General features: G+C 54.2%; 14 protein-coding genes. 10 read left to right on the top strand and 4 right to left on the bottom strand.

Annotated features, from left to right (window positions below; translation table 11 throughout):
- The first annotated feature begins 58 nt into the window (after positions 1-58).
- Both PKY88_02190 and PKY88_02185 read left to right on the top strand, forming a co-directional pair.
- Positions 59-1,003: a dihydrodipicolinate synthase family protein gene (locus PKY88_02190; protein HOQ04012.1), complete on the top strand. Its 945-nt coding sequence runs from the start codon at positions 59-61 to the stop codon at positions 1,001-1,003.
- Between the two features lie 55 nt (positions 1,004-1,058).
- On the top strand, positions 1,059-2,567 hold the full coding sequence (locus tag PKY88_02185) for a sodium:solute symporter (protein ID HOQ04011.1): 1,509 nt from the start codon (positions 1,059-1,061) through the stop codon (positions 2,565-2,567).
- Between the two features lie 12 nt (positions 2,568-2,579).
- Here the strand turns inward: PKY88_02185 and PKY88_02180 are convergent, their stop codons facing one another.
- From PKY88_02180 to PKY88_02170, 3 genes are all read right to left on the bottom strand, one after another.
- The gene (locus PKY88_02180; protein HOQ04010.1) at positions 2,580-3,254 is read right to left on the bottom strand and encodes a PEP-CTERM sorting domain-containing protein; all 675 of its coding nucleotides are present in this window, start codon (positions 3,252-3,254) and stop codon (positions 2,580-2,582) included.
- 152 nt (positions 3,255-3,406) lie between these two features.
- On the bottom strand, positions 3,407-4,348 hold the full coding sequence (locus PKY88_02175; GenBank protein ID HOQ04009.1) for a family 43 glycosylhydrolase: 942 nt from the start codon (positions 4,346-4,348) through the stop codon (positions 3,407-3,409).
- 9 nt (positions 4,349-4,357) lie between these two features.
- Positions 4,358-5,320, bottom strand: a complete 963-nt coding sequence (locus PKY88_02170; GenBank protein ID HOQ04008.1) for a glycoside hydrolase family 43 protein — start codon at positions 5,318-5,320, stop codon at positions 4,358-4,360.
- A gap of 360 nt (positions 5,321-5,680) precedes the next feature.
- Between PKY88_02170 and PKY88_02165 the strand changes: the two genes are divergently transcribed.
- From PKY88_02165 to PKY88_02135, 7 genes are all read left to right on the top strand, one after another.
- Complete coding sequence (locus PKY88_02165) at positions 5,681-6,199, top strand: sigma-70 family RNA polymerase sigma factor (protein HOQ04007.1); 519 nt, start codon at positions 5,681-5,683, stop codon at positions 6,197-6,199.
- A gap of 14 nt (positions 6,200-6,213) precedes the next feature.
- The gene (locus tag PKY88_02160) at positions 6,214-7,878 is read left to right on the top strand and encodes a hypothetical protein (protein ID HOQ04006.1); all 1,665 of its coding nucleotides are present in this window, start codon (positions 6,214-6,216) and stop codon (positions 7,876-7,878) included.
- A 56-nt stretch (positions 7,879-7,934) separates the two neighbouring features.
- Positions 7,935-8,804, top strand: a complete 870-nt coding sequence (locus tag PKY88_02155) for a prepilin-type N-terminal cleavage/methylation domain-containing protein (protein ID HOQ04005.1) — start codon at positions 7,935-7,937, stop codon at positions 8,802-8,804.
- Between the two features lie 62 nt (positions 8,805-8,866).
- Positions 8,867-10,873 (top strand): alpha-L-arabinofuranosidase C-terminal domain-containing protein, encoded by a 2,007-nt coding sequence (locus PKY88_02150; protein HOQ04004.1) that lies wholly within the window; start codon positions 8,867-8,869, stop codon positions 10,871-10,873.
- An 84-nt stretch (positions 10,874-10,957) separates the two neighbouring features.
- A complete protein-coding gene (locus PKY88_02145; protein HOQ04003.1) occupies positions 10,958-11,809 on the top strand; it encodes a LamG domain-containing protein in 852 nt (283 codons plus the stop codon).
- 125 nt (positions 11,810-11,934) lie between these two features.
- Entirely contained in the window at positions 11,935-14,010 is a 2,076-nt protein-coding gene (locus PKY88_02140; protein ID HOQ04002.1) for a hypothetical protein, read from the top strand.
- Between the two features lie 137 nt (positions 14,011-14,147).
- Positions 14,148-17,744 (top strand): DUF1080 domain-containing protein, encoded by a 3,597-nt coding sequence (locus PKY88_02135; protein HOQ04001.1) that lies wholly within the window; start codon positions 14,148-14,150, stop codon positions 17,742-17,744.
- Positions 17,745-17,806: 62 nt separating this feature from the next.
- Here the strand turns inward: PKY88_02135 and PKY88_02130 are convergent, their stop codons facing one another.
- A complete protein-coding gene (locus PKY88_02130; protein HOQ04000.1) occupies positions 17,807-19,780 on the bottom strand; it encodes a TonB-dependent receptor in 1,974 nt (657 codons plus the stop codon).
- A 259-nt stretch (positions 19,781-20,039) separates the two neighbouring features.
- Here PKY88_02130 and PKY88_02125 point away from each other — a divergent pair, with 259 nt between their 5' ends.
- The gene (locus PKY88_02125; GenBank protein HOQ03999.1) at positions 20,040-22,355 is read left to right on the top strand and encodes a TonB-dependent receptor; all 2,316 of its coding nucleotides are present in this window, start codon (positions 20,040-20,042) and stop codon (positions 22,353-22,355) included.
- The last annotated feature ends 113 nt before the right edge of the window (positions 22,356-22,468 follow it).

Raw genomic sequence — 22,468 nt, 5'->3', positions numbered from 1 at the left:
CGTTTCAAAGACTGTTTGGCTGGAGCATTCAGTGAATCCTGATACGGCAGGAGCAGCGATGAAGAATGTGCAGGAAACAGGGAAGCTCTTAAGGGGAATCATCCCGCCGATGGTGACTCCGCTTCGAAGCCGGAAGGAAATTGACCCGGACGGTCTGACCCGACTGGTTGAACATATCCTGGCAGGCGGTGTGCACGGGCTGTTTGTGCTGGGTACGACCGGGGAAGGGCCCTATCTGTCTTCTGCGCTGCGGGCGGATTTGGTTCGGCGGGTTTGCAGGCAGGTGAACCGGCGTGTTCCGGTTTTCGTGGGCATTACGGATACGGTCTTTTCAGAATCCGTTGCCCTGGCACATACCGCCGCCGAATGCGGTGCCGATGCCGTTGTGACGGCTCCTCCGTATTATCTGCCGCTGGGACAGGAGGAGCTGATTGGGTATGTGGAGCGTCTTGTTTCGCAAGTGCCCCTGCCGGTGGTTCTGTACAATATTCCCCTCTGTACAAAGATAAGAATAGAACCTCAAACCGTGCGCCGACTTGGGGAACTGCCCGGTGTCATCGGCATAAAAGACAGTTCCGCCGATATGCTGTATTTTCAAAAAATAAAACAGCTGTTCAGCGAAAATCCGGATTTCAAAATCCTGATGGGCACTGAGGAGCTGCTGGCGGAATCCCTTCTGCTGGGGGCTGACGGCGGAGTCTGCGGGGGAGCCAACCTGTTTCCCCGGCTGTATGTGGATTTATATGATGCTGCCGCGTCCTCTGATGTCCGGAAGGTTCAGGAACTGCATCTGTTGATTATGAAACTGAGCACGGAGGTTTACAGTGTCGGCCAGTCCAGCTCGGGAATCTTGCGAGGAATCAAATGTGCCTTGAGCCTCATGGGGATTTGCAGCGACCTGCCGGCGGAACCGTTTGGCTGTTTTACGGAGCCCCAGCGGGAGAAGATACGCAAGTTTCTGATTGAATGGCGGAAGGTTTATGCGTTTGCGGACGGCCGCTGAGGGGCATCTATAGGTTTTTCGGGACCGTCAAGAACAAAGGCACAAGGACGGCAAAATGGGAAAGTTCAGTGCGTTTGACCTGGTAGTCCTGATTCTTTATTTTGTCGGGACATTGGGCGTCGGTGTTTTCTTTTACCGAAAGAGCCGGTCCACAGAGGGATTTGTGGCCGGGCACCATTCGCTTCCGGGCTGGCTGACCGGCCTGTCTATTTTTGCCACGTATCTGAGCAGCATCAGCTTTATCGGCATTCCCGGCAAGGCGTATGCGGACAACTGGAGTTTTTTTACGTTCAGTCTGTCGCTGCCGATTGCGGTTTTTATTGCTTATCATTATTTCGTTCCCTATTATCGGCGGAGAGCTGAATCCATTTCCGCCTATGAGGAACTGGAGCGGAGGTTCGGCTATTGGGCCCGGCTGTACGCCAATCTCTGCTTTCTGACGACGCAGATTGCCCGGATGGGTGCTGTACTGTACCTGACGGCTGTGCCGATGCAGATTCTGCTCGGATGGGATATCAAAGCGATTATCTTTCTTCTCGGGATTTCCGTGACCGTCTATACGCTGATGGGGGGGATTACGGCGGTGATTTGGACGGATGCAATTCAGAGTTTCATTCTCATCGGCGGGGCTCTGGTCTGCACCCTTGTGATGCTTTTTTCCGTGTCGGGCGGTCCCGCTCAACTGCTGTCAACGGCCCTGGCGGAGGGGAAGTTTTCCCTCGGCAGTTTCGGGCCTTCCCTGCGGGAGGAGACGTTTTGGGTGGTTCTGCTTTTCGGCATTGTGCTGAATCTGCAGAACTTCGGCATCGACCAGAACTATGTCCAGCGGTACAAATCCTCCAAAAACGACCGGGAGGCGGGCAAGAGTCTGCTGCTGGGCGGCCTGCTGTATATTCCGGTATCGGCAATGTTTTTTCTGATTGGCTCGCTCCTGTTTGCCTACTATAAGATCAAGGCCGCAGAGATTCCGCAGGCCATTGCGGCCAAGCCGGACTATATCTTTCCTTACTACATTGTTCAGACCCTGCCGGCGGGGCTGAGGGGGCTTTTGATTGCGGCGATTTTTGCGGCGGCGATGAGCACCGTTTCGACGAGTTTAAATTCGGCGGCCACCCTGATTATGTCAGATTTCTTTCGACGATTCAAGGCGGATGCGACGGACCGGCAGTGTCTGAACGTTCTCTATTGGGCCACCGGCTTCTTCGGCCTGGTCGGCATCTTGGCGGCCTTCGTGATGAGCCGATTCGGCGAAGGATTCAAAACGTGGCAGACGCTGGCAGGCATTTTCAGCGGGGGCATGCTCGGGCTGTTTCTTCTGGGCTTGCTGTCCAGAAGGGCGGGGAATGCGGCAGGCGGAATCGCAACGGCGCTGGGAATCCTTCTGATTCTCTGGATGACGGTTTCCAAAATGTTCCCGGCCTTTTTCGGGCGTTTCAGCTATTCGTGGAACGATTTTCTGATTCCGGTGATTGGCACGGCAGCGATTCTTCTGACAGGTCTTGCCCTCAGCCGGGTCAAAGGAGCAAATGAAAAAGCACCTTGTCCGGAGGGACAAGGTGCTTGAAAAGACGAACAATTAATGCGTCCGGCGTTTTTTGGCGGCCGTCAGAAGACCGCTGAAAGCAAGCAGCAGAAGCGATGTTGGTTCAGGAACCGCGATAATTTGCGGTCCGCGTCCGCTTTCGGCGGTGTAAATTGCGCCGCCTGTATCTCGAGAACCGCACAGAACAAACGTTGTGTAAGTTCGTCCAGCCGCAAGGTCGTCGAGCAGGTGATTCAGCACGTCAAATTGTTTGATGCCGGGTGTTCCTTCCACCGTTCCGGAGTTAAAGAGATAATACTCAATCGAGACAACGGCCGCCGCGGGGCCGAGATTATCCGCAACAACATCGCCGGTCAGGTTCATGGTGCCTGTATCGACCCACCGAAGTCCAGCCGAACCATACCAGTAGCCGGTATCAAATCCTAATGATTCCACTTCCAGAATGGCGCTTGTGATTGTCTGGCCGGACAAGGCGGCTATCGGAATTTCAAAGATGGAAATGGTGTAATCGTTTCCATAGCTGCCGCCCATAGACAGGCCAACGCCCATTTCATTGGTTCCGATTGTGTAGCCGTAGGGGCCATATTTGCTGTTCCAGGCATACATCGCATCACCGGATGGAGAGGTGCGAAGGGTGATGGCTCCGAACGAAATACTGCATAGACAAGTTGATAAAAGCACAAAGACACTCCACCCTTTTTTCCACATAAGAAAACCTTTCTGATTTACAGGATTAAAGAAAGTTACCAGGAAATGTTAGATTTCGTTGTGAGGTCCGCCCCCATCGTTTATCTATATTTCCTCTTTTTTGGTTTCTAATTTTGCCTATGTTAACAAAAATATCTTTTTGAGTCAAGGATTTAATTCGAATTTTTTGGAATTGGAGACGATTCCGACCTGCCTGTCGGGGTCATTGTGATAGGTTTGATAGCCCCGTCGGACTCGTATTCCACAAGGTCTGCGGCGATTTTTCGGCTGCCGGAGTAGGGGCCGTCTCCTTCGACGTTTTCCCAGCGATGATAAAAGATGTACCAGCGGTCTTTGGGCGGTACATAAACAAAAGAATGATGGCCGGGACCTTTATAGCGGTCGCTGCTGACAAGGATTGGTCCTTTGTAGTCCCAGGGACCGAGAGGGCTTTTTGAGACGGCATAATGGACCGAATAGGAGCTATGCCGCCAGCTGCCGTGGCTGTAGGAAAGATAATACAGGCCGTTTCGATAATGGATAAAGACGCCTTCGGTAAAATTCGGCGGAGTCTGCACCGGGATTTCCTGTTTGAGCCCGAGCAGGTCATCCGTCAATTCAAAAACCCTCAGGGTGGAACCGGCGCTGCCGCCTGCATAAAGATAATATTTTCCGGATAGGGGGTCTTGAAAGACCATTGGGTCAATCGCTTCGAAATTGGGGTCATTGTGGTCGGACAGCAGGGGCCGCCCGGAATCCGTGAAAGGTCCCAGCGGGCTTTGGCCGAACGCAACCCCGATGTGGGAGGGTTTGGGGCCGAGCGAATAGTAAAAATAAAAGGTGCCGTTTTTTTCGATGAGACAGGGGGCCCAGCCGCTTTTGCGTTCTGTAAGCCATTCGATTCGGCTGACAATGAAAATCGGTCCGTGCCGCTGCCAGTCAAGCAAGTCTTCGGAGGAATAGGCATAAAAGCGTCCCCGTGCGGAAGTGGGGTAAAGGTAAAGGCGGTCTTCCAGCCAAATGGCGTGCGGGTCCGCCCCGTCGAAGAGCGGGTTTTCCGCCAGGGCCGCCGCCGGCACGCAGGAAAGAATGGTGAGGAGGACTATCCGTTTCACAGACACTTCTTATTGAGCGGGCTGAACGCCTTCGGTGGTCATAAGGACTCGTTTGAGCGTGCCGTCCGGGTTGTAATAAAGATAATCAATACACACGGAACGGCGGAAACTGCCTCCATTCGGCTGAATGCCGCCGGTGTGGTAGATGAAGTAGTGTTTGCCTTTGTATTCGATGATGGCCTGGTGATTGGTATTGCAGTTGCCTGCCAGTTCATTCAGAATGCCCTTAAACTCCCACGGCCCGGTAATGCTTTTGCTCATCGCATAGGCGGTCTTTTCCGGGAATTGATAGGCATAGGACAAGTAATACCAGCCGCCATGTTTGTGAATCCAGGGGGCTTCCGTGAAATGAGGCAGACTGTCAATTGTGTGGATAGGACCGTCCAGTTCAATCATGTTGGGCTTGAGTTTAACCCAGCGGCATTTCGTATTGCCCCAAAACAGGTATGCCTGGCCGTCCTCATCGATAAAGACGGTCGGGTCGATGTCATCCCAGGAGATGCTCACGTCTGTGGTCATATCGTTGGTAATCAGGGCTGAACCGCGGGCATCTTTGAAGGGGCCGGTGGGGCTGTCCGAAACGGCTACGCCGATGGCCTTGCCGGGGATGGTTTTGTGGGAGACGGCGACGTACCAATAAAATTTGCCGTCGCGGTGGACGATCTGCGAAGCCCAGGCATCATCCTGCGCCCATTGGAAATCGCTCACCCGCAGGGGGACCGGATGTTCGGTCCAGTGAACCATGTCGGTGGAGGAAAAGCACAGCCATTCATGCATGACATAGCGGTTTTGCCGGTCGGGGCATTCGTCGTGGCCGGTGTATAGATAGACTGTGTCGTTATAAACCATTGCTGCCGGGTCAGCGGTGAATTTGTGCGTGATAACGGGATTGTCCGCGAGGGCGGCAATTCCGGACAGAAAGGCAAAAAGAACAGCAGCGGCTGAATTTTGACCGGCTTTGATGTGATGCATAAAAACCTCCGATTTCGAGTTCCCTTTCATTTTTGACCGGCATCGTAGCCGCAGAACGGTTTTCTGTCAAACAATCACATAGTTTGGAGCAATAGGCTAAAAGGGGTTTTGGTAAGATTTTTCTCCACGCTTTTACATCCATTTTTGGTATAATAACATATCATCGTTGAAGTCATCTTAGAGCTGCGGGGTAAAGAGAACAGCATCGTTTCCGCTTCCTTGTATTGCCAATAAATGACATACAATGTCGTGTTATAATGATTTTTTAAAAAAGTACCGTTTTTTGTTTTCTTTTCTGTCTAAATTTTGATTTCTGAGGGCACTACTTGAGGAAGGGTTAAGATGTAGGTACGCTTAATAGTGGACAAAAAAGACCAATATAAATCAGATGAATTTTTGAACCTGCTGATGCAGAAGCAGATGCGGATTTACGCTTTTATTCTCAGCGTGGTCCGCAACTTCGAAGATGCAGATGACATCCTGCAGGAAACGGTTCATACGATGTGGCAGAAATATGAAGACTGCCGGCCGATCGAGGATTTTGTGGCCTGGGGAATTCAGGTGGCCTATTACAAGATTCTCGAATACCGCAAGAAGAAAGAGCGGAATGTGCATGTGGATCTGCACAGCGGGCTGTTTGACCAGCTGATGGCGGCCACTCGAACACTGGATAAGGAGGGCGAGGAGGTGCTGGAGAAACTCAAACGGTGCCTCAAACAGCTCAGTCCCCGCGGCCGACGGTTTATCGAACTTCGCTATTATCAGGACCTCAAGCCCAAACAGATTGCCGTGCTGCTGGGGCTTTCCGTCCTGAATGTGTATAAAATTTTAAGCCGGATTCACAGCCAGTTGGTGCAGTGTGTCCGGATGCATCCATAGAACGGGGACAGCGGATGGACGAAGTGCAGCGTCAGGAACTGGATTTGCTTTTGTATCAGATGCTTGAAAATGAAGCATCCTCCGAGCAGATTGCGCATCTGAATACCATTCTGTCGGAGGATGCCGAAGCCCTGCGCTACGCGATGGATTTTTACCTGGTGGCCTCGGCGCTTCGCAAGAGCACCGTGATTCCGTCGGCGTCGCTGGGGACGGCGAATGAGATTGATGAGCAGTTCCATCTGCTGAAGTTGTTTGCAGAAGAGGAGCGAGTGGCTCCTTCGATTGAGCTGCCGGAGGAAGAAGAGGAGCCGGCAGCGGAACCGGTTCGCCGGACGGCTGCATCGCGTCCGGACCGGCAGAAGGCGGCGCTGTGGGGCCTGGTGGCCTCTATGGCGGCACTGGTGGTCTTTTTTGCCTCCATCAAGTTCCTGCCGGAACGGGAACCGGTGGCGTTTGTGACGGAGGCCGTCGAGCCCAGGTGGCAGAATGGAGAAGAAGGACTGAAGGTTCAGGATTTGCTCTACAATACCGATGAGCCCAGAATTCTTCGGTCGGGAACACTGGAAGTTGAGTTTTATTCCGGTGCGCGGGCGGTTATTGAGGGACCGGCCGAGTTTGTCTGCAAATCCGACAATATGCTTTCGCTGGCGTACGGGCGGGTGTATGCCCGGGTGCCGGATTATGCATCCGGTTTCACGGTGCTGGCCAACGGAATGCGGATTGTGGATTTGGGTACGGAGTTCGGCGTTCAGGCCAATGTGGATTGTTCCGTCGAACTGCACGTAACCAAAGGAAAAACCTCGCTCGTAACGGGCCGGGGGGAGCAGGATGTTTATTCCGTGCAGGCCGGCCAGGCCCGCCGAGTCCGCGACGGCGGTGCAACCGTGGAGGAAATTGCTCTCAAAGAGGCCGGTTTTGCCCAGCGGATTGACACCAAAACCCAGATGGTCTGGAAAGGGCAAAAAACCCTCAATCTGGCGGATATGGTCGGCGGCGGCAACGGTCTGGGAACCGGCTGTCTGGAATGCGGGATTGACCCGGCGAATGCCCGTGGAATGCGGATGGATGTTTATTATTATGAGCGTTTTCCGGATGCGAATAACCGCTACAGAACCGTGGATTGGCATCCGTTTATCGACGGCGTTTTTGTACCGGACGCTTCTCAGGGACCCCAAGTAATCTCCAGCCGAGGGGATATTTTTGACCAGTGCCCGAAAACCAACCGGCACTACTATGTGAGCATTGTCAACGGAACGCAGCAGTCATTCGGCGGCGGCGGCCCCGGGCTGGTTTTGAATGGAGTTTCCTATGGGAATGCGGAAAGCCCGGCGATTTTTATCCACGCCAATCAGGGGATTACCTTCGATTTGGAGGCGATGCGGCAGGCCCTCAAGGGCGTCGGCATTCTTCGGTTTGAATCCATCGGGGGCATATCCGCCACCGCACCGGAATATGGTTTGGCGGACTTGTATGTTCTGGTGGACGGCAAGGTGCGGTTTTTCCAGCCGGCCGTCCAGAAAGGCCAGTTCTGCCGCATTTCCATCCCGTTGGAACCCGAAGACCGCTTCCTGACCCTGGCGGCGGTCACCCATCCGGGCAAGCAGGTGCCTGCCGGATACAATGAAGAGCACGGAGACTGGTGCCTGTTCGGGGCGCCGGTTTTGCGGCTGGAGCCATAAGCGTCAAGAAAAAGCCAAACTGGAAATCGAAACCTTAAATTAGTGAGAGAGAACAAATGATGTACCGAAACAATCCCATTCAACGTCGGCCCCAAAAGGGATTTACGCTGATTGAACTGCTGGTGGTGATTGCCATTATCGCCCTGCTGCTGAGTGTGCTGATTCCTGCCCTGAGCCGGGCCAAGACCTATGCCCAGAAAACAATGTGTGCCAACAATCTTAAGCAGCAGTCTCTTGGGACGCTTCTGTATGCCAATGACAATAATTCTTCGGTTCCAATTTATAAGAGCTCTGTGACCTTGTACTGGCTATGGGATATGCTGTTTGAGACAACGAATCAGATGTCCCGGTATGCGGGCTTTGATGACAACAAAACGTTTTTTTATCCGGCCAACAAGCTTAAAAGGTACGATGATGCCCGTTTCTGGCAGTTCAGCTGGCTGTATGGAAGCGGCCCTTACCGGAGCCCTGTACCTCTTCGGAATGAAGATACCCTGACTCAATCGCAGCGGCTGAGCTATTATCGGGTGCTTCCTTATATTTATATGTTCGATAAATTCAATACCGAAGGAATTTCCACTTTGCCAGCCAATCTGGATAATCCGAGAGAACAGGCCAAGTGGATTCGGAAGATTTCCCAGGTTCAGGCAGCCAGTTCCCGGATTATGATTATGGATGCCGTGCTCAGTGATGGTACGAGCCGGGCGGGAAATCGGTTTGATCAGCTCACGCAGGGGGGAATTGATGACCCTCAGATGAGTGACGGAACCCTTTGGGATAATACGAATCACTATTCCCGGCAGCGCAACAATGCCGGATTTCTTCCGGAAGGAGCCAATGTTGCCTATACGGATGGGCATGTGGATTGGCGGCGGTTTGACCGGATGAATCCACGGATTCAAATCGGGATGTGGTTCTGGTGGTGAGAAAAACGCTGCGTTCTGCAGGGTTGAAAAAACGCGGAAATCGTTTTTTGGGAGGGTGACCGTTGAGACAGTTGAAAGGAGTTTGCTGGAGCGGCAGGGCGGCCGCAGCGGGGATGCTTTTGCGGATTGGGGCTGTTGTTTGTACGGCTCAGCCGCTGATCAATCTGACGGTTTATACAGACCGGCCGACCCATTCGGTCAGCCCGATGATGTACGGTCTTTTTTTTGAGGACATCAATTTCGGGGCGGACGGCGGTTTGTATGAAGAGAAGGTCAAGAACCGCTCGTTCGAATTTCCCGATGGAATGATGGGCTGGTCAATTCTCCGGCAGGAAGGGGCCAAGGGAGAGGCAGCCGTCGTTTCGAAACAGCCCTATAAAGAATCGGATGCCCGCGCTCTGCGAATCACCGTGGAGGAACCCGGAAGGGGGTTCGGCGTATCCAACGAGGGCTTTCGCGGCATCGGTCTTCATCAGGGCCGGGAGTATTATTTTACCGTTTTTGCCCGGGTTCCGAGCGGAACCTCTATGCCGCTTCGGATTGAGGCCGTATCTCCGTCAGGAGCCAAGGTGCTCGAGGGGTCCCTCGAGGTCAAAGGGGCGGATTGGGCCTTTTATCAGATTACGATGAAGGCGGCCGTCACGGAGCCGAAGGCCAACCTGAATGTGCTGACGATGTCGAAGGGGACGGTCGATTTGGATATGATTTCGCTGTTTCCGGTTGATACGGCCCGGCAGGCCGACCGTCCGATTCCGGGACTGCGGAAAGATTTGGTGCAGCTGCTGGCGGAGGTTCGGCCGGCCTTTCTGCGTTTTCCGGGCGGATGCATCGTGGAGGGCTCCACGCTGGCGGTTCGCTATCAGTGGAAAAACACCATCGGCGACCTTCGCGACCGCAAGACGATTATCAACCGGTGGAATACGGAGTTTCGTCACCGCCTCACACCGGATTATTATCAATCGTTCGGACTGGGCTTTTTTGAGTATTTTCTGCTCTGTGAGCAAATCGGGGCGGAGCCCGTTCCGATTCTCAACTGCGGAATGGCCTGTCAGTTTAATTCCGGCGAGGTCTGTGCGCTGGACAAACTCGGGCCCTACGTTCAGGATGCACTGGATTTGATTGAGTTTGCCAACGGGCCCGCTGACAGCACGTGGGGGCGGGTGCGGGTCCAAATGGGCCATCCGAAACCGTTCGGCTTAAAATACCTCGGAATCGGCAACGAGCAATGGGGGCCGCAGTATATCGAACGCTACAAGGTTTTTGAAAAGGCCATCCGTGAAAAATATCCGAATATCAAGCTGATTGCCGGCTGCGGCTCAGAGCCGGAGATTTTCCCCAACGGGCCGGCGGAGATTGAGTATCTCTGGTCGCAGTGGCGAATTTTAAAGCCCGATGTTGTCGATGAGCATTTCTATCGGCGCTATCCGCGGTTTTTTGAGCTGCTCGATCACTATGATTCCTATGACCGGCAGGGGCCGAAGATTTTTGTGGGCGAGTATGCGGCGATGTCGCACGGCGTTGCCAGTCCGGAAAACCGCAACAATCTGATTTGCGCCCTGGCGGAGGCGGCGTTTTTGACCGGTCTGGAACGCAACGGCGATGTGGTTGTGATGACGGCGTATGCGCCGCTATCGGCCCACGTGGACGGCTGGCAGTGGAAGCCGAATCTGATTTGGTTTGACAATCTGACCTGCTTTGGGACGCCGAATTATTATGTGCAGAAGCTGTTCAGTCATTACAAGGGAACGGGCTACCTGAAAAGCGAGGTGAAATCGGAAGGACCGCAGCGGCTGTATGTGTCGGTCACGGAAGAGGCGGACGGGCGGGTGTATCTGAAGGCGGTCAATCCGTCTGATAAACCGATTTCAGCGGACATTCGGCTGCAGGGAGGCAAGACGTTTTCCCCGAAGGCCAAAGTGGCTGTGCTTGCCGGCCGAGCGGAGGAGGAGAATACGCTTGCTCATCCGCAGCGGGTGGTTCCGAAAGAAAGCGAGTTTGACGGCGTCGGCAGCCGGTTTGCGTATGAGTTTGCCCCCTATTCGCTGACGGTGCTGACGCTGAAACCATAGTGTGTGTGAAAAGCGTGTGAAGTGTGGAGTGTGTGGTTGGGTTTTTCAAGCGGTTTGATTTCCTTTTTTGGAGGTTGCGGAAAGATGAAGACAAAAATGAAGATTCTGTTTGTCATGATGCTTTCGATGAGTGCAGCGAGTCTGGCTACAACCGTAGCGTACTGGGATTTTGAGGATGGCGTGGCCGGCCAGCCGTTTACGCCGGCTGGACAGCCGGAAGGTTCCGGCGGCTCCTATGATACCGTCAATCACTATATGATGCGGGGCTGGAATGACTACTGGGGCCCGTCGTGGACGGACCATACCCCGACGGGGGCGGGTCTTGCCATGCGGAATGCCGACTATCATCAGGACGGCTATTCCTTCGATGCCGGGCTGGTAGCGTGGGCTCCGTCTCAGTGGACGATGGAATGCGCTGTAAAGCTGATCGGCGGAATTGCCGATAACCGCTGGCAGACCTTTATCGGCCGTGACGGCAGTGCCGACCCGGGTGTGGATCCGGAGTCGATTCTGTATCTGCAGAAGACGTGGGACAATTATTTCCGGATTAACTTCCGTACAGCCGACGGCAGTCGGTATCTTGCCACATCTACCTTTACGATGGAACAGGACAAGTGGTACCGAATTGCCGCTACCAGCGACGGAAGCACGCTTCGGCTGTGGGTCAACGGGACTCCCAACAGCAGCGCCGGCTGGGTTCTGGCCGCCGAAACACCAATGGGCAGCGGGAATAACGCACTGGCATTGATCAGTGCAAACTGGACGTTCGGACGCGGCTGGTACAACACCTGGTTTGTGGACCACATCAACGGCTATATGGATGACATTCGGTTTTCGGATGCTGCCCTCAGTCCGAGTGAGTTTCTGGTTCCGGAGCCGGCCACGATGATGCTGCTGGGACTCGGGTCTCTGATGCTGGGACGCAAGCGTTCCTAAAAAGCGTAAATTCAGCGGAGTCAAGAAGCTGCTTTTTGAGGAAAAAGGGTAATGAAAGCAAACGGCTTTGGAGGGTGTGTCTTCAAGGCCATAAACCAAAGAGGTTTTATTTGGGAGGTGTTCTTATGAAACGATTAATGATTTTGCTTTTGGCGGGCCTGCTGGTCTGGCCGGCCTCGGCGGCGATTACCCACCGCTACAGCTTTACATCCGATGCCAGCGACTCTGTGGGCGGAGCGGACGGAACGCTGGTGAACAATCCGGCGATTGCAAACGGACAAATTCAGTTTTTCGGCGGCACGGATGCGGCGGGTGCTTTTGTCAATCTGCCCGGTTCAACGATTGCGATTAATACCTATTCGCAGCTGACTATTGAATACTGGTCCACCCAGACCACCGATAACGGCTGGACCATGACCACATCGTTTGGTGATACGTGGGGCAACGGCTACGGAATGAACTATCTGTTCCTGACCTCCGGCCGCGGCGACAATGTAGCCCGCGCCGCCATTGCCAACACGCCTGATTCAGATGCCCCCTGGGGCGATGAAGTCGGCGTCAACGGCCCGGAATACAATGACAGTATTGAGCACCATTATGTCATGACGGTGGACGGCACAAACGTGGCCCTCTATATCGACGGTGTTCTGCAGGGAACGGCTCCGCTGGGCAGCACGACCCTGGCCAATCTGAGCAACACCAAGGCCTACATCGGCAAGGGCGTTTATACGGTGGACGGCACCTGGGCCGGCTATATCAACGAATACCGCATCTACAATCATGCTCTCACGCAGACCGGCGTGACGCTCAGCAATCAGCTGGGTCCGGATACCTATCAGGACTGCGTCATTCTGAGTATGTCTCCGGCAAACAATGCCCAGGATGTTCCCTACAATCCTTATACGCCGCTCAGCTGGACGGTCGATTCGGGAATCAGCGTTGATCATTTTGAAGTCTTCATTTCCACAGACCCGAACATTGTCGACCCCAATTACGCTCTGACGGTAAATCCGGGAACCCCCTATGCCACCACGACGGCTCTTTCTCTGAATGCAACCACGCTGACCAAGCAGAAAACCTATGCCTGGCGTGTGGATGTGATTGAGTCCGGTACAGGCAAGCGGTTTGTCGGCCCGATGTATCTGTTTACAACGGCTCCGGAAGGCCCGATCTTTACGGTTCAGCCGGTCCACACATCCGGCTTTCCGGGCGAGACAGCGGTTCTGTCGGCCAAATTCGTGAGCACCCAGGCAGCGACCGTTAAGTGGTTCCGCAACAATGTGGAAGTGACCAGTGCGGATCCGGATGTGACGATTACGCTGACCAATGTCGGGGATGAGTGGACGACTACACTGAGCATCGCCAATCTGGAAGTGGCTGATGAAGGCACATACTTTGCCCGCGCCATCAATACCGGCGGAACCAAGGAGTCCAATTCGGTTCGTCTGGCGGTCAAGCGGATGCTGGCGTACTATCCGTTCAATGGAGATTCCAACGACTATTCCGGCAACGGCAATAACGGAACGGCAACCGGAAGCACCTACAGTTATGCGGCAGGCAAAGTCGGCCAGGCCATCTTCCTGTCCGGCGGAACAGCCTATGTGGACCTGCCGGATGTCTTTGACAACTTCACGCCGGGTCTGACCTTCTCCTTCTGGGCCAACCCGGCTGCGGCGGCCAACTGGGCTCGGTTCATTTCGCTGAACAATGGGGCTCCGAGCGACAACATCTTCTTCAGCCGAGTCGGAACAGGCACAACGCTGCGGTTCCATGTTTATCTGGGAACCTCCAGCGGCGGTCTGGTCGATGCCGCCAATGCCCTTGCACTCAACCAGTGGCAGATGTTTGCGGTGACGATGACCCAGAACGGAAATGTGGTTATTTACAAGAACGGTCTGCCGCTTGCCTCCGGCACCGTCCCGCTGCCGAATATTGTCACACGCACCAATTCCTGGATTGGACGCAGTGCCTGGTCGGGTGACCAGTACTACAACGGCGGTCTGGATGAATTCCGCATTTACAACTATGCTCTGACGGCAGACCAGGTGGCCGACCTGTACGTGGCCGATACAGGTCCGTACTGCCGGTGGAAACCCTCGTATGACATCAACAATGACTGCGAGGTGACTTTGGCTGATTTTGCGCTGATAGCTTCTGAGTGGCTCAAGTGCGGTATCTATCCGGCCAGTGCCTGTCAGTAATCAGCAGGATTGTACCGGCCTGGTTTTAGTGAGTTGAGGTTTTCACCGCTCCGGCACGGCTCAAAACCGTGCCGGAGCGGATTTGTGTATTCTGCGGGGGGAATGAAAATGGATTGGTTCTTGCGATTGGGGGTATTATGAAAACACAAATGCGGGTGGGGTTTTTTCTGGTCTTTGTCTTTTCCTGGGGTCTGGCCTCAGGAGCTCTTCGCCATCGGTACAGTTTTACTTCGGATGCCTCGGACAGTGTTGGTACAGCGCATGGAACATTGATGAACGGAGCGTCTGTATCGGGCGGGCAGGTGATTTGTGACGGGGTGGATGATTATGTGAATCTGCCGGCCGCGACAATTGCTGTTAATACTTATTCGGCGATTACCCTCGAGCTGTGGTCCGCCCAGCCGGCCGTCAATCAGTCGTATTCCATGACGGCGGCATTCGGCGGACGCTACAGCAACGGCTATGGGCGGGATTATCTGATGCTGTGCACAACGCGAGGAGATGAGGTCTCACGGGCGGCCATTGCCAACACAGAAAGCAGTTCGGCTCCGTGGTCGTATGAGGTCGGCGTCAACGGCCCGGAACTCAATGACGGGCAGGAGCATTATTACGCCCTGACCATCAACGGGACTGGGCTGGCCTATTATATCGACGGGGTCCTGCAGGGCACGGCGGAGTTGGGCACAACCACCCTCAGCCGGCTTCGCACGACCTATGCCTATCTGGCCCGCAGTCTCTACAATGCCGATCCGTATGTGCAGTGCTCCATCAACGAGTTTCGGATTTGGGATTCGGCCTTAAGCGCCGCCGAAATTGCTCAGCATGCTGCCTGGGGGCCCAATGCCCTCAGCGAGCCGCTGGTTCAGTTTACCGAAAGCGACGGACGGACGGTCCTGTTTACCAGTCAGCCGTCCCGAACCGACAGTTATACGATTCAGCTTCTGGCTGCACCGACGTCCAATGTGGTCATTACGGTTCAGCCGCCGGTCTCTCTGACCGTCGGGAACGGCGGCGGGCAGCCGAACGTCCTCACCTTTACTCCCTCCAACTGGAATCAGCCGCAGACGGTAACAGTGGGAATTGCAAACGTCGGTCTGTTAGGAACAACCGAACAAATTCTCCATGCGGTTTCGAGCAGCGACCCATCCTACAACGGCGGTCTCTATGAGCTCCAGGTTTCCATTTATGAGGATGTCTGCGGCGTCTGGGGTTATGTGGAGGCCGACTACAATCTGGATTGCGTTGTGGATTTGGAGGACCTGGCAATTTTGAGCCGGGTCTGGCTGACCACGGAGACCCCGCTCGATTTGGAGCAGCTGGCGGGGGACTGGCTGCGGGATACGCTGGTCTATCAGGAAGACGTCTATGAACGCTCCATTCAGATTTCTCAGCAGCCCTTTGCCGTCAATCCTTCGGATGTGCTGAATACGATCGATGAGAAGGTGTACGGGCATTTCCTCGAACACATCTATCATTCCGCCAACGGCGGCCTCTGGGGTGAACTGGTCTGGAACCGCAGTTTTGAGCTGGATGCTTCCAGCGGCGGCGGGTTGTGGTCGATTGAAGGCGACGAGCTGGTGCAGTCGTCGCTGGCGACGGATGTTCATATGGAGTTCGGCGACCCGTCCTGGGGCGATTATGAGTTGACGCTCGAGGCGAAAAAAGACGGCGGAAACGAGGCCTTTCTCATTCTCTTCCGGGCCTCGGATGCAAACAATTTTTACTGGTGCAATATCGGCGGCTGGAACAACACGCAGCACGCCATTGAAAAAGAAGTCAACGGCGGCCGAAGCGTGGTAACCTCCTTTGTGCCCGGGAGCATCACGGCAGGAGTCTGGTATTCCATTCGAATCCGATGTGAAGGCAATCGGTTCCAGGTCTGGCTCAATGATACCCAGCTGTTTGACTATACGGACAGCAGCAGTCCGCACCTGACCGGTATGGTCGGGGTGGGGACGTGGGCGACGCAGGCCCGCTATCGAAACATTCAGGTTGTTTCGCTGACGGATTCGACGGTCCTGTTCAGCGGACTGCCGACCCTGCCGTCCGGTCAGTTTGCGGCGAAAAACTGGACGTTCTTCGGCAATGGTACGGCCTCCGCGGATACCGATGCCCTCAATGATAACGTGAGTGTAAAAATTACAGCCGCCTCTGCCGGTGCAGGCCTTCAGCAGGACAACTTTAAGTTTATCCCGCAGGTGTACAGCGGCTCTCTTTGGATGAAAGGGACGCTGCCGGCCGGGGTTCGGGTGCAGCTGATGGACGGCTCAACGGTGCTCGGGCAGGCGGATTTGCCGGCTCCGACAGCTCAGTGGACCGAATATCCGTTTCAGATTGTCTCGAGCGGCACGACCAATAACGGTTCATTGCGGATTGTTCTGCTCGGCACCGGAACGGTATATATCGATCAGGTGAGCATGATGGGGGCTGATGCGCTGGCGGTCGGCGGCTATCGTCCGGATCTGCTGGCGGCGGTGGAGGCCCTGCGTCCGTCGATTATCCGCTGGCCGGGCGGCTGTTTTGCTTCGCTGTACCTCTGGAAGGACGGAATCGGCCCGCAGCATCAGCGCCGCAAGTACAGTGCCTATATGTGGGATGACCAGGACACCAACTCTTTCGGAACCGATGAGTTTCTGCGGATGTGCGAGCGTATCGGTGCCGAGCCCCTCCTTTGCATCAACACCGGTGTTCTGAACAGTGCCTGCGGGGCTCCGGCACAGTGGAAATTAAGTCCGGATACGCCGGAGACGTATCTGCAGTATGCCCTCGATTGGATGGAATACTGCAACGGGGATGCCCAGACAACCTATTGGGGGGCCGTGCGGGCGGCCAACGGTCATCCGGAGCCGTACAATGTGGTGTATTGGGAACTTGACAACGAAACCTGGGCGGCGGGGTCTGCGGCTTATATTGCCCGCGTTCAGCTGTTTGCCCCGGCCATGCGGGCCAAGGCGGATGAATTGGGCGTGCCGATTTATCTGATTGCCGTCGGCAGCGGCGGCTATGACCAGAGCTGGAATCAGGACATTCTGAACGGCTGTGCTTCGCTGATTGATTTTATCAGTGTCCACTACTATGAGGACCCGAGCGGCTTTAAGTCCGGGCCGGTGAACTATGAGAACTACCTGATCAATCTGGCCGGCCGTATTGCTGCCTCCGCCAATCCCAATATCAAGATTTACAATTCGGAATGGAATGCCCAGAGTACCGACTGGCGGACCGGCCTGTTTGCCGGCGGGATTTTGAACACCTTCGAGCGGCAGGGGGCCAACTTCAGAATCGGCGGTCCTGCGCTGTTCCTGCGGCATACCTCGGCCAGCGGCTGGGATAACGCCTTTATCAACTTTGACCATACCGGCTGGTTTCCGGCTCCCAATTATGTCGTAATGAAGCTGTGGCGTGATCACTATGCTCCCTATCGGGTTCAGACAACCGGTCAGGACAACAATCTGAATGTGGTGAGCGTCCTGTCGGAGGATGGCCAAACTTTGATCCTTCGGGTGGTGAATCCAGACCCGGCAGACAAATCGCTGGCCTTCCAGATTGATGGTTCCTTTGTGCCTCAAACGGCTGTGATGCATTACGTTGCACCGGGCAGTCTGTATGCCCGCAACACGCTGGCGGAGCCGAATGCCGTCCGTGTGCAGGCCAAGGTTGTCGGTTTGAACGGCCAAACGCTGCGGTTGCGGATGCCGGCCTATTCCGCTGGTGTGATTACCGTCAGCAAACAGTAAACGGTTTTTCTTCGGCAGAGTCAGCAGGGCTGCTTCGCTCAGCGAGGCGGCCCTGTTCTTTTTTAAAAGGTGATTTTTACACCGGCATAAAACGTTCTTCCGGCGCAGTAGGGGAACGAGTTGGGTGTGCCGGTGTAGGCGAACGTGGGAGCGAATTCCTTGTCATTCAGGAGGTTTTCCCCTTTGAGCATCAGGGTGGAACATCCTTTTTTCATTCCCATCCAGTCCGAGATGTCCATTTGCAGATTGACGGAAAGCAGAGTGACGGCCTTCGGGTTTGGGTTGATGTTCATCGGCGAGTCTACCTGCGGCGGTTTGCCGAAATGGGTCACAAAGACGCCCACAGACCCCTTCTCCCATTCGTAAGCGGTTCCCGTCTTAAACATGTTTTCCGGCACGACGGTGGGATTCAGTCCGGCATCGGCCTGATTTTCCTGATGCAGGTACGACCCCAGAATCTGCCAGCGCGGCGACAAAAAGTGCTTCCATTCGACTTCGAGGCCCTTGAAGGTCTGTTTGCCGCCGTTCATATAGGACCACGGTGAGACGGAGGTGTTGTAAATAATCAGTTTTTCGATGGTGCTTTGAAAGACCGTCAGAGCCGCAAAGGTTTTTTCCGTGTGATAGAACAATTGTGCATCATAGGTGGCGATGGTTTCCGGTTCCAGATTGGGATTGCCTGTCAGAATCGGCGGGTCATACAGGTCCGATTCCATCGCCACGGGGGCCCGAAAGGCCTCTCCGTACAGCAGCTTGACTCCCCATCGTTCGAAGGGGGTCAGAATCAGACCGTGACGAAACACAAAGTCTTCTCTGCCCTGTCCGGATTCGTTCCATTGGGTTCCGGTAATGAACTTGGCCCACGTCCCGAGTTGATAATCCGCCTGTGCGTAGGCGCTTTGGGGGTAATATTTGTAGGGCGGGATGGACTGGAAGTGATCCTCATCCGCACGGAAGTTGCGGCGCCGCTCTTTCAGATAGCCGAAGACCAGGTTGAGTCCCTCGGTCGGCTCAGCATAGAGGGTGATTTCCCCCAGCCAATCTTCGCTGTTAGTGCCGATTTTCAGGGGAGCAGGGCTGGACAGACTGTCTTTCTGCTGGTTGTAGGTCAGATTCAGTTCCAGTTCAACCGAGTCCGCCAGAGGATGCCGCCAGCCGAGATTGGAGAACAGCCGGCTGGTTTGCGATTCGTGGTGCGGATTGGACCAGAAGGGCATCACACCCATCGAGTAGGTGTCGATATCGGCGGCAAAAACGTCCGCGGTAAAGTCCTCGTAAGACAAATGCAGTGTTCCGGAAAAGTTCCGACTGTGGCGGTCATCGCGGCCCGGTACTCCCAGACTGTCAAACATCTTGTAGGGTTCTCCCTGCTGACCGAGCGACTGAAACGTTCCGAACAGTCCCAGCGAGCCGAACCGTCCGCCTCCGGCAAACGTACCCTGATAATACCCGTAAGAGCCGCCCACTCCGGAAAGCGTCCATTCGGGTTTTTCGGGGATGTTTCGGGTTTTCAGATTGACTACGCCGGTAAAGGCGTTGGTGCCGTAGAGAACCGAACCGGGGCCGCGGATAATCTCCACGCTCTCCAGTGCCGCCAGCGGGTAGGCCATATAGAGAGGAAAGTTGTAGCCGAGCGCACTTTCACGGACCGGCCGGTTGTTGATGAGAATCAGCGTATGCATTTCCGCATGGGTGGACATATTCCCGCGGAAGCCCGCCAGGTTGTCGGAGAAGACAAAGGAACTGCGGGTATAGATGCTGGGCTGCCGCTGCATCAGCCCGAAGAGCGTGCGGTCGCCGAACAGGGTCCATTCCTCCTGCGGAACGATAACGGCTACACCCGGGGCTTCAAACAGAGTCTCTTCTTTTTTGGATACCACGGAGATATCGATATTCAGCAGCTGTTCCAGTGAGAGATTGTAAAGGTCGTTTGATTCAAGACCGGATACGGAATCCCCCCATACAACGGTACTCATAAGAAGAAGCACAATCCATTGCGCCGCTGGAGCCCCCTTTTTTTTCGGCGCCGACCGCATAAGAGTTCCCTTCGAAGAATCGGATTCTCGAAACAGAACACCTTGGTTATCGGCAAAAAAAACGACCTGTTTAAGTCGATTTTTTGCTCCCTTATCGGACTCTGGAGGAACAAAACATACGTTTAAGAGCAAATATTTGCTGCTTTTCGTCTTCAGGAAATCAAGGCACATTATATCGCAAGGTAAAAAGGACGATTTTTCGTTTTGAGGGTCGGCGGCCGGGGAGATTTGCAGAGTGAAAGAAAACAGGAGGTACTCTATGAACCGTCTTGGGTTGCTGTTTCTGGGGGTGCTGGCAGGGGTTTGTTTGTCGGGTTTTTTGGATGCAGCTGAACCGGCTGAGCTGACACCGGATAATTTTTTTGATATGTCGCTGGAACAGCTAATGGAAGTCCGGCTGGATTCTGTAGCTTCTCTGACCAAATCATCGCCGCGTCTGGTGCCGGCATCGGTTACAACGATCACCCAAGAGGATATTGCGGCCTCCGGAGCCAGAAGTCTGTTTGAACTGCTGGATATTTATGTTCCCAATCTGCAGTGGCTTCGCAATACGTGGGAGCCGGATAATCTGGGACTGCGGGGAATCATCAGCGACCGGGACGACAAGTATCTGCTGACCGTGAATGGGAAAGTGATGAATGACCGAATGCACTATGGGGCAATCAGCGAGCGGGACCTGGTGCTTCTGAAGGATATTCACCATATTGATATTATCCGAGGACCCGGTTCGGCTTTGTATGGTCCGGGGGCAGTCTCAATGGTCATCAACATTGTTACGCACAGCGGGCTGACCTTTGAAGGAACGGATGTGACATTCCGCAGCGGGGCGGTGGAGGAGTTTTATTCAACGGAAATTCGGCACGGCCGCCGTTTCGCGGACAGGGACGGCGGACTGTTTACCTATGTGGGCATCGGCAAATACAACGGGGCGGACAAGTATGATGCCCCTGTGCATTATGGATTTGATTTTCCGACTACGTCTGATTTTGGCTGGAATGAGTCTCCCGGCGCTCCGTATCTTCCGGGGGACGGTACGGCCGCCGGAGAGGCGATGACCCGTATCAATATGCCCGCGGATCAGGCGGCCGCGAGGGGATTGCCGCCGATCAAATTGTTTGCTCAATACGATGAGGGAAACTGGACCTATTGGCTGCGCTATACGCGCGGCGGGCAGCAATTTCCGTGGACGACGGGGGCGTTAGCGCGTGTCCCTTACGGATGGACGGATTATATCAGAAGCCGCATGACGGGAAACTGGCTGCCAATTTTTCCTCCGGACTGGAGCGGAGACTGGGGAGATCCTGGTATTATCTGGTATCCGGAGTACGAAGCTTCGTCGGCACTGGAACAAAATTTTTATCAGTATCAGCAGCTGACGGGATATGTCGGATATGAGACGAATTTGTCTGAACAGACGGATTTGAGTCTGGCATTCAGTTATGATTTGTTCGATTATCGACGCCGGACTGTAAACTGGTTTAACGAGGTCTATCGAGAAGACGAATACTACGGGCGGGCCATGATTCGCCATTCCTTCAATGACAGTCACAGGGCGGCCTTGGGCGTTGAGGTTTCGCATCATGAGCTGGGACGAAAAGCTCATGGATATCCGGATATGGATTTTACAGATGATGCGATGGCCAATGCCGGGGTTCCAATGAATCGCTGGTCTACAAATTTATATTCGCTGTTCGGGGAATACCAGTGGACAATCAGTGAACAATGGACCGCGTTTTTCGGCGGACGTATTGACGATCATACTTACAGCAGCCGGCTGTTTTCCCCGCGGGCTTCGCTGATTTATGCTCCCACGAAACGAGATGTTTATAAGCTTTTGTGGGCGCGTTCCGTACGGACTAATTTTGAAGAAGAAATGCGGGCGAATGCATTGGTCAATCTGCCGGACGGCGACCCGGAAATTCTGGACAATGTTGAGCTGCGGTATGAACGTGCCCAGAGCGAGAACCTGGATTTGGCAGCTTCGTTATTCTGGCACTATAATCTGGAATTGATTTCCTATTCGGCGGCTGCCGGAGCGGCTGTGCCGGTGGGGACTCAGCGAAACTGGGGTTTTGAATTGGAGGCTTCTTATCATACAGAAGCTACACGATTCACCCTTTCCCATGGATTTACCAAATTGTATGATTTTTCGCTGTCACCGGGGCAGACCACCATTATTACCTCGCAGGCCTATGGGTATGGGGATGACGGGGCCTTGTGGTCCAATCATGTGACGAAGCTGACCTTTCAGCACAAACTGAGCGAACAATGGTCCGCAGACGGGTCGATGCGGATTTACTGGGGATTCGGCGGTCTGAAGGATTTTGACGAATACCAGCTTAGTCAGAACGAGTACTATCCGATAGATCCAGACTGGAAGCGCGGCTACCGGGGCAATTATTATCTGAATTTGGGCCTTCAGTATCGACCCAATCAAAACCTGACCTTTCGAGTTGATGGGATGAATCTGCTGGGAATTTTCGACAAGGATTTGAATAAGCGGAATTATGGTGCCAGCGGCGCCTTCCGTTCACATGCACCGTCAATTGGGGTTTCCATGACCTATAAATTTTAAATACAAAACATGTCTTGTTTTCGTCAAAGTTGGGGCATCCGTCATCGTTTTAATTTTGTTCAATTCAAAGAGACATAAAATCTTATTATATAACAAGATATAATTATTTTAAA

The sequence above is a fragment of the Anaerohalosphaeraceae bacterium genome (genome assembly GCA_035378985.1).
Lineage (GTDB): Bacteria > Planctomycetota > Phycisphaerae > Sedimentisphaerales > Anaerohalosphaeraceae > JAHDQI01.
This window is presented reverse-complemented; position numbering and strand designations above follow the sequence as displayed.

Bases quoted from the DNA above. Each gene is read 5' to 3' on its own strand.
- PKY88_02160 (HOQ04006.1), top strand. From the start codon at position 6,214: ATGGACGAAGTGCAGCGTCAGGAACTGGATTTGCTTTTGTATCAGATG.
- PKY88_02170 (HOQ04008.1), bottom strand. From the start codon at position 5,320: ATGCATCACATCAAAGCCGGTCAAAATTCAGCCGCTGCTGTTCTTTTT.
- PKY88_02145 (HOQ04003.1), top strand. From the start codon at position 10,958: ATGAAGACAAAAATGAAGATTCTGTTTGTCATGATGCTTTCGATGAGT.
- PKY88_02125 (HOQ03999.1), top strand. From the start codon at position 20,040: ATGAACCGTCTTGGGTTGCTGTTTCTGGGGGTGCTGGCAGGGGTTTGT.
- PKY88_02190 (HOQ04012.1), top strand. From the start codon at position 59: ATGAAGAATGTGCAGGAAACAGGGAAGCTCTTAAGGGGAATCATCCCG.
- PKY88_02185 (HOQ04011.1), top strand. From the start codon at position 1,059: ATGGGAAAGTTCAGTGCGTTTGACCTGGTAGTCCTGATTCTTTATTTT.
- PKY88_02155 (HOQ04005.1), top strand. From the start codon at position 7,935: ATGATGTACCGAAACAATCCCATTCAACGTCGGCCCCAAAAGGGATTT.
- PKY88_02180 (HOQ04010.1), bottom strand. From the start codon at position 3,254: ATGTGGAAAAAAGGGTGGAGTGTCTTTGTGCTTTTATCAACTTGTCTA.
- PKY88_02130 (HOQ04000.1), bottom strand. From the start codon at position 19,780: ATGCGGTCGGCGCCGAAAAAAAAGGGGGCTCCAGCGGCGCAATGGATT.
- PKY88_02140 (HOQ04002.1), top strand. From the start codon at position 11,935: ATGAAACGATTAATGATTTTGCTTTTGGCGGGCCTGCTGGTCTGGCCG.
- PKY88_02135 (HOQ04001.1), top strand. From the start codon at position 14,148: ATGAAAACACAAATGCGGGTGGGGTTTTTTCTGGTCTTTGTCTTTTCC.